17 protein-coding genes are annotated in these 16,338 nt (G+C 41.3%); 2 read left to right on the top strand and 15 right to left on the bottom strand.

What is annotated here, in order from left to right; genetic code table 11:
• Positions 1–197: 197 nt before the first annotated feature.
• The 7 genes from recO to rpsU form a co-directional block, all read right to left on the bottom strand.
• Positions 198–1,016, bottom strand: a complete 819-nt coding sequence (gene recO, locus NDN60_RS05525; protein WP_011374581.1) for a DNA repair protein RecO — start codon at positions 1,014–1,016, stop codon at positions 198–200.
• Between the two features lie 9 nt (positions 1,017–1,025).
• Positions 1,026–1,928: a GTPase Era gene (era, locus tag NDN60_RS05520; protein WP_011374580.1), complete on the bottom strand. Its 903-nt coding sequence runs from the start codon at positions 1,926–1,928 to the stop codon at positions 1,026–1,028.
• Between the two features lie 35 nt (positions 1,929–1,963).
• Positions 1,964–2,365, bottom strand: a complete 402-nt coding sequence (locus NDN60_RS05515; RefSeq protein WP_011374579.1) for a diacylglycerol kinase family protein — start codon at positions 2,363–2,365, stop codon at positions 1,964–1,966.
• On the bottom strand, positions 2,343–2,819 hold the full coding sequence (gene ybeY / locus NDN60_RS05510; protein ID WP_056948521.1) for an rRNA maturation RNase YbeY: 477 nt from the start codon (positions 2,817–2,819) through the stop codon (positions 2,343–2,345). The genes NDN60_RS05515 and ybeY overlap by 23 nt, the downstream gene beginning before the upstream one ends.
• 9 nt (positions 2,820–2,828) lie before the next feature.
• On the bottom strand, positions 2,829–3,737 hold the full coding sequence (locus tag NDN60_RS05505) for a PhoH family protein (RefSeq protein ID WP_231953193.1): 909 nt from the start codon (positions 3,735–3,737) through the stop codon (positions 2,829–2,831).
• Positions 3,738–4,091: 354 nt separating this feature from the next.
• Complete coding sequence (locus NDN60_RS05500) at positions 4,092–4,535, bottom strand: GatB/YqeY domain-containing protein (protein ID WP_016265043.1); 444 nt, start codon at positions 4,533–4,535, stop codon at positions 4,092–4,094.
• Between the two features lie 24 nt (positions 4,536–4,559).
• Entirely contained in the window at positions 4,560–4,736 is a 177-nt protein-coding gene (gene rpsU / locus NDN60_RS05495) for a 30S ribosomal protein S21 (protein WP_004270806.1), read from the bottom strand.
• A gap of 208 nt (positions 4,737–4,944) precedes the next feature.
• Between rpsU and NDN60_RS05490 the strand changes: the two genes are divergently transcribed.
• Positions 4,945–5,787: a pyruvate, water dikinase regulatory protein gene (locus NDN60_RS05490; RefSeq protein WP_016265042.1), complete on the top strand. Its 843-nt coding sequence runs from the start codon at positions 4,945–4,947 to the stop codon at positions 5,785–5,787.
• Positions 5,788–5,837: 50 nt separating this feature from the next.
• On the opposite strand, the gene NDN60_RS05485 is transcribed toward NDN60_RS05490, so the two are convergent.
• From NDN60_RS05485 to hisS, 8 genes are all read right to left on the bottom strand, one after another.
• Positions 5,838–6,491, bottom strand: a complete 654-nt coding sequence (locus NDN60_RS05485; RefSeq protein ID WP_056948517.1) for a nitroreductase — start codon at positions 6,489–6,491, stop codon at positions 5,838–5,840.
• Between the two features lie 99 nt (positions 6,492–6,590).
• On the bottom strand, positions 6,591–8,456 hold the full coding sequence (locus NDN60_RS05480) for a DUF2207 domain-containing protein (protein ID WP_056948515.1): 1,866 nt from the start codon (positions 8,454–8,456) through the stop codon (positions 6,591–6,593).
• The gene (locus tag NDN60_RS05475) at positions 8,453–9,355 is read right to left on the bottom strand and encodes a deoxyribonuclease IV (RefSeq protein WP_035146949.1); all 903 of its coding nucleotides are present in this window, start codon (positions 9,353–9,355) and stop codon (positions 8,453–8,455) included. The genes NDN60_RS05480 and NDN60_RS05475 overlap by 4 nt, the downstream gene beginning before the upstream one ends.
• Positions 9,356–9,502: 147 nt before the next feature.
• The gene (locus NDN60_RS05470; RefSeq protein ID WP_016265038.1) at positions 9,503–10,351 is read right to left on the bottom strand and encodes a YitT family protein; all 849 of its coding nucleotides are present in this window, start codon (positions 10,349–10,351) and stop codon (positions 9,503–9,505) included.
• 107 nt (positions 10,352–10,458) lie between these two features.
• A complete protein-coding gene (gene msrA / locus NDN60_RS05465) occupies positions 10,459–10,977 on the bottom strand; it encodes a peptide-methionine (S)-S-oxide reductase MsrA (RefSeq protein ID WP_099947651.1) in 519 nt (172 codons plus the stop codon).
• A complete protein-coding gene (gene msrB / locus NDN60_RS05460) occupies positions 10,977–11,408 on the bottom strand; it encodes a peptide-methionine (R)-S-oxide reductase MsrB (RefSeq protein ID WP_056948511.1) in 432 nt (143 codons plus the stop codon). Before msrB ends, msrA begins: the two co-directional genes overlap by 1 nt.
• A 112-nt stretch (positions 11,409–11,520) precedes the next feature.
• Positions 11,521–13,293 carry an aspartate--tRNA ligase gene (gene aspS, locus NDN60_RS05455; RefSeq protein ID WP_056948509.1) on the bottom strand — a complete coding sequence of 591 codons (1,773 nt, stop codon included), beginning with the start codon at positions 13,291–13,293 and terminating at the stop codon, positions 11,521–11,523.
• Positions 13,293–14,597, bottom strand: coding sequence for a histidine--tRNA ligase (hisS, locus tag NDN60_RS05450; protein WP_025015814.1), 1,305 nt, complete (start codon positions 14,595–14,597; stop codon positions 13,293–13,295). Before hisS ends, aspS begins: the two co-directional genes overlap by 1 nt.
• Before the next feature lie 388 nt (positions 14,598–14,985).
• Here hisS and NDN60_RS05445 point away from each other — a divergent pair, with 388 nt between their 5' ends.
• A complete protein-coding gene (locus NDN60_RS05445; RefSeq protein ID WP_016265033.1) occupies positions 14,986–16,308 on the top strand; it encodes an N-acetylmuramoyl-L-alanine amidase in 1,323 nt (440 codons plus the stop codon).
• Positions 16,309–16,338: the final 30 nt, after the last annotated feature.

Here is a 16,338-nt window from a genome sequence, read left to right as displayed (position 1 = left end):
TATGCGACAGTTAGTCACATAGGGACGATTTCTCGCGGTTCCACCCTACTTCAGCTCAAAGCGAGCTGCTGCTTCATTGGTATGACTCCGAAATGCCAATCCACTTAAAACTTGTTCTAGTTCTCACTCACCTAGAATCACTGTCTGACCGTTTCAAGGGACCCTTTTCTTCAACGTCTATTAAGTTGATTACTATTTTAGTCGTCTTTTGGTGTGCTGTCAATTTCTGACGGCACTTTTTTTAATTGTGGTAATTGACTATCGAAACTGTACATCTTGTCGATGAATTGCTTACTCTTCAATGACAGGCCCACAGTATCTTGATAGAGTCGGTCAATAATCATTTTGAGTTCGACCTGAGTGGCTTCCTTCACGTTCACCGATTGAATCTTAAACAGATCAATCACGGAAAACAATCGGAGATAATAGATTGCCCGCTGACTACTGTGGAAACGATTGGGATCTAAATGCCAATGACGTTGGCACAAAAGCCCCCCATAACTCTCAGAGTAATCAAACGCTAAATCGGTTCGGCCACAAACGGCACATCCTTGTAATTGCGGTTGGACGCCAAACACCTGTAGTAATTGAATTTCAATAATATGGGTAATCATCGCCGCATCAAAACCTTCATCAATCAGATTTAACGCCTGTTCAACCTTATCATACCAGATGCCTAATGGTTCACTGTCCGGAAAGCCGACATCAATTAAGTTCAGGATATAAGTCGCATAAGCATTTAAAAATAAATCCTGACTGATCGTTTGAAATTGCGTGGCTGACTTCACATTATTCAAAAATGATAAGCCATCATCGCGAATATCGCCGCCATATTCGGCCTGCGTAAACGGCAAAATAGCCGCACTTAGACGAAATTTAGGCTTATTGGCCCCACGCAAGTAAAACATCTTTTTACCAAAACGATCGGTTAAAATCTTAACCAACATATCTTTTTCTTTATAATTCTTTCGATACATCACTAGACCGTTAAAGTCTTCAAATCGATGTTCCGCCATCTTTAAAGCCTACAATCTCTTTTTATTGTAACCAAATTCACGGAGATATTGGTTATTATCACGCCAGTTCTTTTGAATCTTGACCCAAAGCTTCAAGTTAACCTTTTCGCCTAAAAGAGCTTCGATTTCGCGACGTGAACGAATCCCGATTTCTTTGATAATTGAGCCTTTTTGACCGATAATAATCCGTTTTTGACCATCACGTTCAACAATGATGTTGGCTTCAATTTGAAGTTTACCATTGACGCGGTCTTTCATTCGTTCGACCACAACGGCTACTGAATGTGGGACTTCTTCGTGGGTTAATTCTAGAATTTTTTCGCGGATTAATTCACCAACAACGAAATATTCTGGGTGATCTGTTAATTGATCTTCAGGATAGTATTGTGGGCCTTCTGGCAATGTTAATTCAAGTTCTTTTAACATTTCGGGCACGTTATTGCCTTCTAATGCTGAAATTGGATAAACAGCCTTGAAGTCTAATTCATGACGATATTGTTCGATCATTGGTAATAAATCGTCTGGGTGAATGGCATCAATTTTGTTAACAACCAAATAAACAGGCTTTTTAACATTCTTAAGTTGGTCCATGATGTATTGATCCCCAGGGCCCTTCTTATCAACGCCACTAATCATGAATAAAATCGCATCGACTTCATTAAATGTTGAAAGTGCTGCTTGATCCATGTATTCGTCTAATTCGTTATGTGGTTTATGAATCCCAGGTGTATCAACGAACACGATTTGTGCGTTGTCATCTGTATAAATCCCTTGAATCTTGTTCCGAGTTGTTTGTGCCTTTGATGACATGATGGCGATTTTTTCACCGATCATTCGATTCATAAATGTTGATTTCCCAACGTTTGGTCGGCCAACAATGGCCACAAAGCCTGAGCGATAAGTATCTGACATAATAGTCCCCTTTTTTAAATCTTAATTAATCTCTTTTAAAAATAATAAAGCACCGCGTGTCCAAAAACGACACAACCAATAATCACAGCTAAACACGCGCCAATTAAAACACTACCAGCGCTGATATCCTTAATCTTCTTCGCTAGTGGATGAAACTGCCGATCAACCAATAAGTCGACAAAGTGTTCCATCACGGTATTCCAAAATTCAGCCAGCAACACCATAAAAATCGCTAAAATCAAAAATAGCCAATCTAGATAGTGTAATCGGGCAAAATAACCGGCTACTAGCACGACCATCGCAATCACAAAATCACGTCTCAGGTTAGCTTCTTCCTTAAAAGCGGTGATAATCCCATCTAAAGCGTGATGTGTCGATTGATTAAAATTACGATTTTTATCCGTCTGCGTCTTTTTAGCGTTTGAGTCCGAATTCATCTAAGATAGTCTCCTGTAAAGGAATCATTTTAACTTCATCTTTGGTGTGGATGTGGTCATAGCCATTCAAATGAAGGAAACCATGAACCATCGTATACCCTAATTCACGTTCAAATGAATGTCCGTAAGTTTCTGCTTGTTCAGCGGCTTTTTCTAATGAAACAAATAGGTCGCCAATATTCTTAGGAATATCAAACAATTCTTCAAAGTTGGCAGGTAAGCCTTCTTCTTCAGGATCCTCTTCAATTGCAAAACTGATAACATCAGTCGCACGATCCGTATCACGGTATTCTTGATTAATTTGGCGAATGCGTTCGTTGGTCACAAATGTTACTGACATTTCTGTATCTTCAGCTAATTCAAGCTTTTGACCAGCAAACTCTAATACATCTTCCACCAATTTAATTTGTGCTTCTGATACAATTTTTGTTTCATCGATGATTTGAATATCCATTCATTCGTCCTACTTTCTCGTCTTATCCATTGCCGCATAGGCATTAATAATTCTCGCGACAACTGGGTGCCGAACAACATCTTCCGCACTAAATTGCACAAAGCTAATTTTAGGAATGTCGCGCAAAATTTGTTCCGCTTGTACTAACCCACTCTGGGTTTTATTAGGTAAATCAATTTGGCTGATATCGCCATTAAGAATCATTTTAGAATTAAAACCTAATCGCGTTAAAAACATCTTCATCTGAGCAGGTGTCGTATTTTGGGCCTCATCTAAAATAACGAAAGCTTCTTCCAGCGTCCGGCCCCGCATATACGCAAGTGGCGCAATTTCAATGACCCCACGGTCCATTAGTCGTTCCGTATGTTCCTTACCCAACACCGCATAAAGCGCGTCGTAAATGGGCCGTAAATAAGGATCGACCTTTTCTTTTAGATCACCTGGTAAAAAGCCGAGACTTTCACCAGCTTCAACAGCTGGCCGCGTTAGAATAATGCGTTCAACCGTTCCTTTTTTCAAAGTAGCAATCGCCATGACGACTGCTAAGAACGTTTTACCGGTTCCGGCAGGCCCAATCCCAAACGTCACATCATTGTGGCGAATTGCATCGATATATTGCCGTTGTCCAAACGTCTTAACACGAATTGGTTGGCCTTTGCGGTCATTGATGAGTGGTTCAGTATAAAGGGCCTCAAATTGATTTAACGTCCCTTTGAGCGCCATTTTCGTCGCACTGACCACGTCTGTCTCCTTGAGGATCACACCGTGTTGTAATAACGCGACTAGACTCTCTAAAACCGCGTTTGCTTGTCTTAACCCCGGCTGAGTCCCCCGAATCGTAATATGATCATCAAACGCAATCAATTCAACGGTTAGACTTTCTTCAATGATTTTTAAAAAGTGATCGTGTGCACCCATTAAAGCAGCCGCCAAATTAGGCGTTGCTAATTGAAATAAACGCTCTTCTACCTCAACCAAAAAGTAAACCCCTCTCAGAATGTTTAGATGAGCTTATTCACCTAAACACATTTCAAAATCAAACTACCTTGAAAGTGTGAAAAGCAACTTTCAATAGCACGATTCATCCTTTCAAGATGAAAACTACATTCATTCTATCACAATCAAGACTGGTTTTAAAAGCAGACAACCGCGCTATTTCTTCAATTATAGCGACTTTATAATCACAAAGGGAAAAAATTAACTGATTTCCTTGTTTAAGCCCGTCTTTGCCACAAAAAAAGTAGGACCTCCCGCGGGAAGTCCTACCAAAAATTAACTCAATTTTGATTTAACGACTTGATTGACCATTGCGCCATCAGCTCGTCCTTTGACCTTAGGCATTACATATTGCATCACCTTACCAAAGTCAGCCTTGCCTGTCGCTCCTGTTGCCTGCATTGCTTCATCAACAATTACAATCACAGCGGCTTCATCCAGCTGTTCTGGTAAATAAGCTTGTACGATTTCAATTTCTGCTTTTGTTTGTTCAGCGAGATCTGCACGATCGCCCTTTTCAAACTCAGCTAAAGAATCCTTACGTTGCTTAACTTGTGATGATAATACACTTAGTTCTTCGTCAGAAGATAAGTCTTGCCCTGCACTAATTTTTGCGTTAGTTAAAGCGGTCTTTAAACTCCGAATAACTGTTAGTCGCAACTTATCCTTGGCCTTCATCGCCGTTTTCAAATCAGAACTTAATTGTTCAAGTAAACTCATTCAATCATTTCCTTTATGAAGAAATTAGAATTTCTTACGTTTTCTTGCTGCTTCTGATTTCAACTTACGTTTTACACTTGGTTTCTCGTAAAATTCACGTTTACGATATTCTTGTATTGTACCAGCTTTTGATACGGAACGCTTGAAGCGACGAAGAGCATCATCTAGAGATTCGTTACTGCGAACGACTGTCTTGCCCATATGATATCCCTCCCCTCGCGTGCTAAGTATAACCGTTTATGCGCGCCCAAAAATTGGTTTCACATAAACTGTTCTTTGCTATTATAGCGAATGTTGAAAATACGGTCAATAACCCACGGGCAATTAATTAAAACTTTTTTTAAATATCGCCGCTTTTTGCCCAAATATGATATGATAGCGCTATAAAAGTGCAAAAAGGAGTTTTATTATGTCACAGTCTACCCCCTTAACGGTTTTTGTCCTCTCAGATTCAGTTGGTCAAACCGCTTTACAACTTGCGCAAGCAGCCTTAGCGCAATATCCAAACATTAAACCCGATATTATTCGTTTTCCATTTGTGCATTCTGTTGATAAATTAACTGACGTTTTAAGCAAGGCTGTTCCGGGAGAAACAATTGTTGTGCATACATTAGCCACAACAGGCCTTTCAGAAATTGCTCAAAATTATTGTGACGCTAAAAAAATTGCGTCATTTGATATGATGAGCCCACTTTCTAAATTAATTACGGCTCAAACAGGTTTGGCCCCATCAGGTGAAGCCGGCGCACTCCATCATTTAAACGAGCGCTACTTTGACCGGATTTCAGCAATGGAATTTGCTGTAATGTACGATGATGGTAAAGATCCCCACGGCTTCTTAGAGGCAGACATCGTCTTATTAGGGGTCTCTCGGACCTCTAAAACGCCACTGTCGCTGTTTTTAGCAAACCGGAACATCAAGGTTGCCAATTTGCCAATCGTGCCACAGGCGCACATTCCAGACGAAATATGGCATGTTGATCCTAAGAAGATTATCGGTTTGATGAATACACCCGAAGTTTTGAATAATATTCGTCGTGAACGGATGATTGCCTATGGCTTAAATCCCGACACAACCTATTCCGATATGGATGAAATTAAAGCCGAATTAGACTTCGCACAAGATTTATATGACAAAATTGGTTGCCAAGTCATCAATGTCGCCAACCGCTCAATCGAAGAAACAGCGGCTATTATTCTCGAACAAACCGGTTTAGACTTTGCAAGCAGCTCAACAGATCACGTTAATTAATCCCAATTAAAAAAGGCCTCGGACAATATTTAATTTGTCCGAGGCCTTTTTTAATGTTTAATCGTCAAGAAATGATCCAGTGGGCTTCGTTTAGCGTGGAATTGATTAATCTTTCCTTCGCTGCGATAACCCATCGCAATACCGCCAATAATTACTTCATTGTCTGGAGTACCCACAATTTTGCGAATTGCATCCGGATATTTAGCTGTTTCGTAAGCCGGAATTGTGTCTACCTGTTCATTAGCCGCCGCCAGTAAAATCGACTGGCTAAAAGCACCCATGTCATAAATCATCCACGGTGAGACTTTGCGTTCAACCGTCAAATAGATAACGGCTGGTGCGTTAAAAAGATGCATTTGTAAATCGCTAAATGCTGCTAAACCTTCTTCGCCCAAATAATCACTGATTTCAGCATTCCACACCCGACTATTTTCAGCCATCGCCTGACCCCAATCAACACGATGAATCACTGCTAAATCAGAATTGCCCTTAACCTTATTTTGCGTCCGTTCAAGGTGATCTGCTTTGATACTAGCAAGTGTTCCACCAGTTGCCACGTAAACTCGCCAAGGTTGTGAATTCGTCCATGACGGTGTGCGTTGTGCTGAGGTAATAATTTTTTTAATTAATTCATCTGATACTGTTTTGTGAGGATCAAACGAGCGGATTGACTTTCTGTTATTAATAACATCGTTGAATTCCATATTGGTGCCTTCCTTATTTTAAACCGGTATCACTTATACTTTGTATTTATTCCATATAGTCATACCACGTTTAACGGGAATATCATAATCATTTGTTTGCTAGAATGTACCGCCGCCGGAACCGCCACCAAAACCACCTGATGAACCCCCGGAGAATCCGCCAGAGCCACCACTAACACTAGTTGGATTAGCCGCACTCACCGCACTATTCACACTACTACTAAGGGCACTTGTAAAGGATTGGCCAATATTGAGGCCGCCTGTATAGCCGTAGTAATAATAATAACCTAATGGCATTGTTTGTAGTTGCTCAGGAGTCAATTTAATCTTCAACGCTTTGACCACTTTATCGGCTACTCCGAATGCCGTTGCAAAACTCAGATAACGATCCCACAACATGACATCCGGCACATTGACCATATCAAGCGTCGAAATGTCTTTCAACATCTGTTTAAAGCCTAACCACTCGCCCCGTTTTTCATAACCGTGTTGCGTCCATAATTGCAATCGTAGCCTCTGCCAGCCCGTTAGGAGAAAGGCTATCAACATTGGTAAAATCGTCCACCAAGCGGCGACTTCGATTAACGCTGCTAACATTAAAATCACGGTTAGTGTACCAAGTCCTATCAACCAATAATTTAAACTAGTTGCAACGGCAAAAACACGGTCCCGTAGCCAACCACTTTGGTTCGCTTCATCTTCAACCGCCATTTGCCAACCGCGATAATGTTGATTAAAGACTTTTTCGCTATGGCGTTTAGGATATTTTTCAATTTCAAAAAGGCTAACCTGTTGTCCATTTCCAATGATATCGAATAACCAGGTCACTAATTTTTGTTCAGAACGTGATAATCGATTGCGATTTAATAAAGTTAACGTAAATTGTGGTTTTACTTTTCTAAAAACTTGTTTCTCAGGTGTTTGGACCTCGATTGTCAGTTTTTTACGGGCTACCAAATCTAAAATGGTAGCCGATAAGCTTTCTTCCTTTGCTTTTTCCGTCATTGGTAGTGCTAATAGATAACGAATAACGGCTGGACCATTATTATCTGGTAGGTCGTAGACGTGTTCTGGCGCATGACCCTGATAATGAATCCGGGGCAATGCCCGTTTAACCCGATACCAAACCACTAACAATAAGACTGGCGCTAAGACCACTGCAATCACCGAAAGTACCCAATACCGCCGTTGTTGCGCCTGACGTGCTTGATTGGCTTCTTCAGCCCGTTTCGCTTCTTGCACGATAATGGTTGCCCGTTGCTTTTTAGCCACCCGATTGGGGTTAGTTGGGGTAACTGAAGTTGGAAAAATAAGATGGGATTCAACAAATTGATTGGCCGGGTTATTTGTCATCTTGATGGTAACCCGCCCTTTTGCCGGATCAACAATCTGTTGGCCATCTAAATCGCCATGTGTCCACGACTTTAATTCAGACTGTTTCAGAGTTGTCGGTAATTGAATCGTAACTTGAACATCGCCCAGACTGCTGTCCCAGGCGTCCCCTATCACTTTCCAGTTCAATTCAGCAGTATCTTGATAATTAACAATCAGATTTTGTAACTGATATTTCAAAGTGACCGCTAACCGATCATCTTCTGTCGCTGGTTGGTAGAGCTTGAAACGATATTTTTGATCATCATCTGTTAGCGAATACGTCCCCGCCGTCTCGGATTGACTCGCTTGGAAAGTCCGGCCATTAACGGCCACTTGTGGCTGCACCAACTTTTTAGACTCACCAACGGTTGTTTGTAAATTTTGATTGAGGTAAATACCGTTGATATTATCTTGAATATCAAAATTCATTTTTTGTTCTACTAGTGCGCTACCGTCTTTTTGGACGTTAACCTGAACATGATAGCGACTAATATCATACGTATCGGCTGCTTGCACCGGTTTGACCAGCAATAACAATACCGGTAAAACCATTAGCGCTAGCCAAAGATAGCGAGAACGTTTCAATCTCATAATCGACCTTCATTCTGCTCAATCTTCGTTAATAATTCTGGGTCAAATTCGCCCTTTTTGAGCATCGCAATTTCGTATGCATATGGTGCAAAATTATGTTTCTTATCCTCACCAACGTATGGTGTTTCCATAATTTTAGGGACATCAACAAGCTGTGGATGGGTCACAACACCGTGTAAGGCATCAAAACCAATTTCGCCAAATCCGATATTGGCGTGTCGATCTTTATGCGCCCCTTGTGGATTCTTAGAGTCGTTCAAATGGATCACCTTAAGTCGGTCCAAACCGATAATATGATCAAATTCGTTTAAAACGCCGTCAAAATCCTCGCGAATATTGTAACCCGCATCACTGGTATGACAAGTATCAAACGTCACGGACAACTTATCATTCAACGTTACGCCGTCAATCATCTGAGCGATTTCTTCAAAACGACGGCCAACTTCTGTTCCTTTGCCAGCCATTGTTTCCAAGGCAATTTGAGCCGTTTGATCTGGTCGTAAAACTTCATTTAACCCTTTAATAATTTGTTGAATACCAGCGTCTGCGCCTGCACCAACATGTGCACCCGGATGTAAAACGATTTGGCTTGCGCCTAGCGCTTCAGCTCGAATGACTTCTTGTTGTAAAAATTCAATTGCGAATTTAAAGTTTTCTGGTTTCACTGTATTGCCTAAGTTAACAATATAAGGCGCATGCACTACAATCGGGCCTAAGTTTTTGGCTGCAATTAATTCTTGTGCTGCTTGAATATTCAACTCTTCAATTGGTTTACGCCGGGTATTTTGAGGTGCCCCGGTATAAATCATGAATGTGTTTGCCCCAAACTCAGCCGCCTGTTGCGCTGAACCTAACAGCATTTCTTTACCCTTCATACTAACGTGACTACCTAATAACATCGCGTGACCTCCAACTATCATAATTACTTCGATTGTCACAGATACCAGAATAAAAAGCAAGCGAAAAAGAGCGCGGTTATTAGCTGATAAACGCCTGTTCAGAAAATAAAAGAGCCGTCAATTTAATATTGATGGCTCCGTTGATAGTTATTTAATTTTCGGTTCGTAGAAATGCCCCAGAATCTTGACCGCTTCTGTAATGCTGACAAAAGCGTGATCATCGGCTTCTTTCATGACCATCTCAAGGTCATGCATTTCAAAGCGTGAGATAACGGTGAATAACATCGTTTTTTCTTCGCGGTTATAAGCCCCTTCAACGTCGTGCACAATCGTAATCCCGCGACGCATCTCGTCTTGAATCATTTGAATCACGACTTTAGGATTGTCCGTAATGATCATCACTTGCATCTTTTGTTGACGCGTATAGACCATATCGATGACCTTACCATTAACGAAGATACTCAAGATACTATACAAAGCGTGTTCCCAGCCAAAGATAAAGCCAGCCGCAAAGACTAACGCAACGTTAAAGATAATATTGATGGTCCCAACAGAACGCCCGGTCTTCTTCCGAAGGACAATTCCGATAATATCTAACCCACCGGTTGAAATATCATTTTTCAAGGCCATCCCGGTCCCGAAACCGTTAATAACGGCCCCAAAAATCGCACAGATAATTGGATTGTCCGTCAATTGGGTTAATGGCATAATTTGAACCATTAAACTTGAAAAAATAACAGCAATAAACGTATAAATTGTAAAGTGATGCCCAATTTTAAACCAAGCTAAAACAAAAAGCGGTACGTTTAGCAAGAATAACATCAAGGAAGTTGATAATGGAAACGGTAGAAACGGCATAAACTTCGCCGTCACGGTGTGAATAAATTGCGCGAACCCGGTAATGCCCGAGGCGTATACGCCGCCTTCTTCCCAGAAAAAGTTCAATGCAATTGACACACAAATCCCATATAAGATAGCCGCCGAAACTTTGGCCATATTCTGATGCTTTCGCGCTAGATCGTCCACTTAATAATCACCTATCATTCGTTTTAATGTCTTTCATTCTAGCACACAAACCCTTAATACTAAAGGCTATTTTAGAATTAGTCCGACCATTTCTCTTTAATGAAGGTTTTTCGCTTGACTTCTCCTAATTCTGCTCGCCAGGGTTCCTTTTTATAGAAATCTTGATGGTACTCTTCAGCAGGATAAAATGGTTTAGCTGCTTCGATTTGCGTCACGATTGGTTCATTAAATCGACCGCTAGCAATCAATTTTTCTTTAGACGCTTCAGCAATTACCCGTTGTTGCGCTGAATTAACAAAAATCACTGGCCGATAACTATCGCCTCGGTCTTGGAATTGCCCCATCGCATCTGTTGGATCTGTTTGGCGCCAATAGATTTCGACTAGTTCAGCATACGAAATCACTGCGGGATCAAACGTAATCTCAACCGCTTCTGTATGCCCGGTTGTATGGGAACAAACTTGTTCGTAGGTTGGATTAGCGACGTGCCCGCCGGTGTAGCCAGAGACCACTTTAATAATCCCTGGTTGTTGATCGAACGGATGGACCATACACCAGAAACACCCACCTGCAAAAATTGCTGTTTCAGTTGCCATTATTGACCCTCCTTTTCAAATAACGCGAGATATTCGCCATACCCTGCAGCTTTTAATTCGTCTTTGGAAATAAACTTTAAGGCTGCTGAATTAATACAATAGCGCAAACCACCTTGTTCTTGCGGACCGTCCGTAAAAACGTGACCTAAATGCGAATCGGCGTTTTGACTACGAACTTCAACACGTTCCATCCCGTGTGTTTGATCTCGTTTTTCATTTAACTTAGTAATTGGTCGCGTAAATGAGGGCCAACCACATCCAGCGTCATATTTATCTAAGGAACTAAATAGCGGCTCATGACTGACGACATCAACGTAGATACCTAGTTGATCAAATTCATCGTACTCCCCACTAAATGGCATCTCAGTTGCATTCTCCTGTGTCACCGCATACTGCTCTGGTGTTAACTGTTGTCGTAAATCATCGCTCATTATCCATCACTCCTTCGTGGTTATTATTATAGTCAGATGCCCGCAATTAGCGATTAATATGCTCACAAAAAAGGACTCCCCATTTGGAGAGCCCTTTTTATTGAGTATTTAATTAATCCTTTTCAACCTCTGGTTCAACTTCTAAGCCGAGTTCATCTAATTGTGCTGGTGCAACACGACTAGGTGCATTCGTCATTGGTTCTGAAGCATGTGAGTTTTTAGGGAAGGCAATTACGTCACGAATGTTATCGCGGCCTGCGAGTAACATTGCAAAACGATCAAGGCCAATGGCAAAGCCACCATGTGGTGGGAAACCATAATCCATGGCACTTAATAAGTGACCAAATTGTTCTTCATAAGTTTCTGGACTGATACCAAGTGCTTTGAACATTCTTTCTTGGATATCACGTTGGTAGATACGGAGTGAACCGCCACCTAATTCGTAACCATTTAAGATAATGTCATATGATTGCGCATGCGCTTTATGAGGATCTGTTTCCAATAAATCAACATCGCTATCGTTTGGACGTGTGAATGGATGATGTGCTGCAATCCAACGACCAAAGCCTTCATCATATTCAAATAATGGCCAATCAACAACCCAAAGGTAGGCAAATTGTGATTCATCCACTAAGCCCATGTCATGTGCAAAGTGTTTCCGTAAGTAGCCTAAGCTATCGCAGACTACTTGGAACTTATCAGCTACAAAGAGCACTAAATCGCCATCATTTGCTGATAGGGCACTAAGCAATTCAGCTTCTTGTTCTTTTAAGAATTTGGCAGCTGGTCCTGTTAATTCGCCATCAACAACTTTGACCCAGGCCATCCCTTTAGCACCGTAACGTTTGATATATTCTGTTTGCTCGTCCAACATCTTCCGTGAGTACTTAGCAGCACCTTCTGGGACCACAATTGCACGAACCAGATTGCCACTATTGGCAGTGTCACTGAAGACCTTAAATGAGCTTGTTTTCATCATTTCAGTTAAGTCTTGGATTTCAAGATCAAAACGGATATCAGGTTTATCTGAACCGTAACGGTCCATTGCTTCTTGCCATTTCATTCGTTTGAATGGTGTTGGGACATCAATATGCATGACATCTTGCATCACTTGTTTGATAATACCTTCTGCTTGTTCTTGAATTTCTTCGGCACTCATAAATGATGTTTCAACATCGATTTGTGTAAATTCTGGTTGACGATCGCCACGTAAATCTTCATCACGGAAACAACGGGCCATTTGGTAGTAACGATCAAAACCAGCATCCATCAAAAGTTGTTTGAAGACTTGTGGTGATTGTGGCAAGGCATAGAAACTACCAGGATAAACACGAGATGGCACTAAGTAATCACGAGCACCTTCTGGTGTTGAACGTGTTAAATCAGGTGTTTCGATGTTTAAGAAACCATTATTGTCTAAATATCTGTGTGCTGCTTGTGTAATTTGTGAACGGCGAATAATTGCTTTTTGCATTTCTGGCCGACGTAAATCAAGGTAGCGATACTTTAATTTTGTTTCTTCAGAAGTTGTGATGCCATCTTTAATTTCAAAAGGTAAGTTTTTAGCTTCGTTTAAAATCGTTAATTCACTCACGGTGACTTCTACTTTACCAGTCTTCATATCTGGGTTAATAGCAGCTTCATCACGGGCTTGCACCGTCCCAGTCACTTCAATAACGTATTCGTTACGTAAAGTGTTAGCAAGCGTTAAGATATCAGCATTGTCTTGGTTAAAGACTAATTGAACTAAACCTTCACGATCACGTAAATCAACGAAGATTAAATTACCTAAACTCCGGCGTTTTTGAACCCAGCCATGTAATGTGACTGTTTGACCAACAAATGTTTCATCAACTAAACCACTGTAAGTTGTTCTTGTTTTCATTATGCATTCTCCTCTTGTGCTTTTAGTTCATTTTTAACTGCTGCAAAATCGGCTTCTAGCATCGTCAATGGCACTGTGATTTCAACACCACTGGTCATATCCTTCACGTGGGCCGTCTTATCAGCTAATTCTGATTCACCAATTGTCACCACAAATTGGGCGTTTAACTTATTGGCTGTCTTAAATTGGGCTTTTGGTTTCCGATCTAAATAATCACGATCAGCTGTCAACCCAGCTTCCCGCAAGCTTTCAACCAAGTGGAGCGTTGTTGCACTCGTTTCAGCACCGATGCCAACCACGTAGGCATCTAACACAGGCGCCGCTACTAAGTCACTATTTTGAGCGTTCATCAATAATAATAAGCGCTCAACACCCAGGCCAAAACCAACCCCTGGCATGTCAGGACCACCTAATTGTTCAACTAAGCCATTGTAACGACCACCGGCTAAGACCGTTGTATAGCCGCGACCCAAGACTTTATTGTTCGTCATGATTTCAAAGATGGTGTGGTTATAATAATCCAAACCACGAACCATTTCAGTATCAACTTCGTATGGAATATTTAATGATTCTAATAAAGTCTTCACTGTATTGAAATGCACTTTAGCTTCATCCGTTAAATAATCAAGAATGACTGGTGCATCTTTGACAATTTCTTGATCTTTCGCATCTTTACTATCAAGAACCCGCAATGGATTCTTGTGTAGACGAACTTTAGAGTCATCACTCAGTTCATCAAAATGTGGTTCTAAGTAGTTAACTAAGGCTTCATGATAAGCAGCCCGGCTAGCAGCATCGCCCAGTGTATTAATCGCTAACTTCAAATCAGTGATTTTAAATTCACGTAATAGACGCATTGCCATGCTGATGACTTCAACATCAACTGCTGGGCTTTCAGAACCAAATGATTCCACGCCGATTTGGTGGAATTGACGTTGCCGACCTGATTGTGGCCGTTCATAACGGAACATAGGCCCCATGTAATACACTTTGTAAGGTTTTTGATGTTCAGGACCATATAATTTGTTTTCAACAAAGGCGCGGACAACACCGGCTGTGCCTTCTGGACGCAACGCAATGTGCCGATCCCCTTTATCCATGAAATCATACATTTCTTTGCTGACAATATCAGATGTATCGCCTGAGCTTCGTGAAAAGACATCGTAGCTTTCGAATAATGGTGTTCTGATTTCCTTAAATTGATAACGCGCAAAAACGTCGCGCGCTGTTTTTTCAACAAGTTGCCATTGATCTGATTCTCCTGGCAAAATATCGGCTGTGCCTTTTGGCTTTTGATAACCCATGTTCCATTCCTCCAATAGATACCCAATAAAAAAACACCCCTGTCGTTGAACAAGGGTGCTTGAATGCACGGTACCACCTTAATTTTTGCTTAAGCATAACGTTGTTAGCCAACGGCGTGTTAGACACGCAGACCTCAAAAGCAGTCAGGTGGACACCGCCAATTTCTTTCAGCTCTGAAATCGTCTCTGTTAAGTGGTGCGTTTACCATACTTTATCACTGGTCATCTCATATTCTCGTTGCTATTAGATTAACGTTATTTGAAAAAAAAGTCAATAATTCCTGAATTTTTTCTAATTTTTAAGGGTCAACCCCTTTAGATATCCACTATCTTTGCTATAATGAACCATGTGAAGCTCTTATAAATAAATGACAAAGGTGTTGAAGATATGCAAAAACCTTTGAACTGGATAAAACGGTATCCTGCCGTTCTCATATTATTCATTCTAGTTGGTGTCGGTCTCTTCGCGACACACGTCCTTGCAACGTACCAACAAATTACCATTAAAGCAAACGTCGTTAATGTGCGCCAAGGACCCGGCCTTTCCTACGACACAATGGGCCAGGCAAGCAAAGGCGAAGTAATGAACGTTATCTCACAAAAGAATAACTGGTATCAAGTCCGCTTAAGTGGCGATAAAATTGGCTGGGTTGCCAGTTGGTTGGTCAATAATACGGAAGTCAGCGCAACCTCTAACCGGGTCGCAACTGTCACCAATGATTTTGCAAATGTCCGCCAAAGCAGCAATGCCAGCAGCCCCCTGTTAGGAAAAGTCAATAAAGGCGACAAGTTAACAGTTCTCTACCAACAAAACGGTTGGAGCCAAGTTAAATATAATTCAGCTGTGGGCTGGGTCCAAAGTGACCTGATTAGTATTTCTAACGAAGCACCAACAGCTGTTCAAACGGATACGAAAACAGATGATAGTAGCAGTCAATCCACTTCTGATATTAAATCCGTCACAACGCAACTGGATAATACTAAGTTGCGAAGCGGTCCTGGTGTCAACTACACCTATTCTCAAGTCTATTCCGCCAACACGAAGCTAACGTATCTCGATAAGAGCGACACTTGGTACAAAGTTAAAGACGCGGACGGCAATACGGGTTATGTCGCCAGTTGGGTCGTCACCCCTTCTGCTAAGAACGAAGTCGTTAAAACAAGTGCTACCTCCCTTTCTGAAGCAACCATTGTTTTAGATGCCGGTCATGGTGGTAACGATGTTGGGGCGCTATCAAATAGTAATAAATACGAAAAGACTTATACGCTTAAGACCGTCGATGCGATTGCTAAGAAGTTAAAAGCCGCCGGCGCCAACGTTGTCTTAACCCGTTCGTCTGATAAATTCGTTGATTTAGCACCTCGGCCTGCACTTTCTAATAAATTACGTGCAGATGCCTTTATCAGTATTCATTTTGATTCCAGTGCGCAATCTAACCAAGCGAGTGGCACAACTACTTATTATTACTCAAATAGTAAGGACACTAGCTTAGCCAACGCGCTTAATAATCAGATTAAATCATTACCACTAACTAATCGTGGTGTTGAATACGGTAATTATCAAGTACTTCGTGATAACGAACGCCCTTCTGTTCTATTGGAAATGGGTTATATCAATTCTGATCAAGACTTTAATTACATCAGTAGTAGTAGTTATCAAGAAAAAGTGGCGGATGCCGTTTACGCTGGTTTACAAAACTATTTCAAATAATCACTATCACAAAAAGGCCCTCGAAAAATT

The sequence above is a fragment of the Latilactobacillus sp. genome, assembly GCF_033176295.1.
Lineage (GTDB): Bacteria > Bacillota > Bacilli > Lactobacillales > Lactobacillaceae > Latilactobacillus > Latilactobacillus sakei.
Note: the sequence above shows the minus strand (reverse complement) of the source record. Positions and strands in the feature narration are given on the sequence as shown.

What these genes read in the sequence shown, in the direction of transcription:
- NDN60_RS05445 (WP_016265033.1), top strand. Translation starts at nt 14,986, where the DNA reads ATGCAAAAACCTTTGAACTGGATAAAACGGTATCCTGCCGTTCTCATA.
- msrB (WP_056948511.1), bottom strand. Translation starts at nt 11,408, where the DNA reads ATGAGCGATGATTTACGACAACAGTTAACACCAGAGCAGTATGCGGTG.
- NDN60_RS05480 (WP_056948515.1), bottom strand. Translation starts at nt 8,456, where the DNA reads ATGAGATTGAAACGTTCTCGCTATCTTTGGCTAGCGCTAATGGTTTTA.
- NDN60_RS05515 (WP_011374579.1), bottom strand. Translation starts at nt 2,365, where the DNA reads ATGAATTCGGACTCAAACGCTAAAAAGACGCAGACGGATAAAAATCGT.
- era (WP_011374580.1), bottom strand. Translation starts at nt 1,928, where the DNA reads ATGTCAGATACTTATCGCTCAGGCTTTGTGGCCATTGTTGGCCGACCA.
- aspS (WP_056948509.1), bottom strand. Translation starts at nt 13,293, where the DNA reads ATGAAAACAAGAACAACTTACAGTGGTTTAGTTGATGAAACATTTGTT.
- rpsU (WP_004270806.1), bottom strand. Translation starts at nt 4,736, where the DNA reads ATGGGCAAGACAGTCGTTCGCAGTAACGAATCTCTAGATGATGCTCTT.
- NDN60_RS05470 (WP_016265038.1), bottom strand. Translation starts at nt 10,351, where the DNA reads ATGGCCAAAGTTTCGGCGGCTATCTTATATGGGATTTGTGTGTCAATT.
- NDN60_RS05485 (WP_056948517.1), bottom strand. Translation starts at nt 6,491, where the DNA reads ATGGAATTCAACGATGTTATTAATAACAGAAAGTCAATCCGCTCGTTT.
- recO (WP_011374581.1), bottom strand. Translation starts at nt 1,016, where the DNA reads ATGGCGGAACATCGATTTGAAGACTTTAACGGTCTAGTGATGTATCGA.
- NDN60_RS05505 (WP_231953193.1), bottom strand. Translation starts at nt 3,737, where the DNA reads ATGGGTGCACACGATCACTTTTTAAAAATCATTGAAGAAAGTCTAACC.
- ybeY (WP_056948521.1), bottom strand. Translation starts at nt 2,819, where the DNA reads ATGGATATTCAAATCATCGATGAAACAAAAATTGTATCAGAAGCACAA.
- msrA (WP_099947651.1), bottom strand. Translation starts at nt 10,977, where the DNA reads ATGGCAACTGAAACAGCAATTTTTGCAGGTGGGTGTTTCTGGTGTATG.
- NDN60_RS05475 (WP_035146949.1), bottom strand. Translation starts at nt 9,355, where the DNA reads ATGTTATTAGGTAGTCACGTTAGTATGAAGGGTAAAGAAATGCTGTTA.
- hisS (WP_025015814.1), bottom strand. Translation starts at nt 14,597, where the DNA reads ATGGGTTATCAAAAGCCAAAAGGCACAGCCGATATTTTGCCAGGAGAA.
- NDN60_RS05500 (WP_016265043.1), bottom strand. Translation starts at nt 4,535, where the DNA reads ATGAGTTTACTTGAACAATTAAGTTCTGATTTGAAAACGGCGATGAAG.
- NDN60_RS05490 (WP_016265042.1), top strand. Translation starts at nt 4,945, where the DNA reads ATGTCACAGTCTACCCCCTTAACGGTTTTTGTCCTCTCAGATTCAGTT.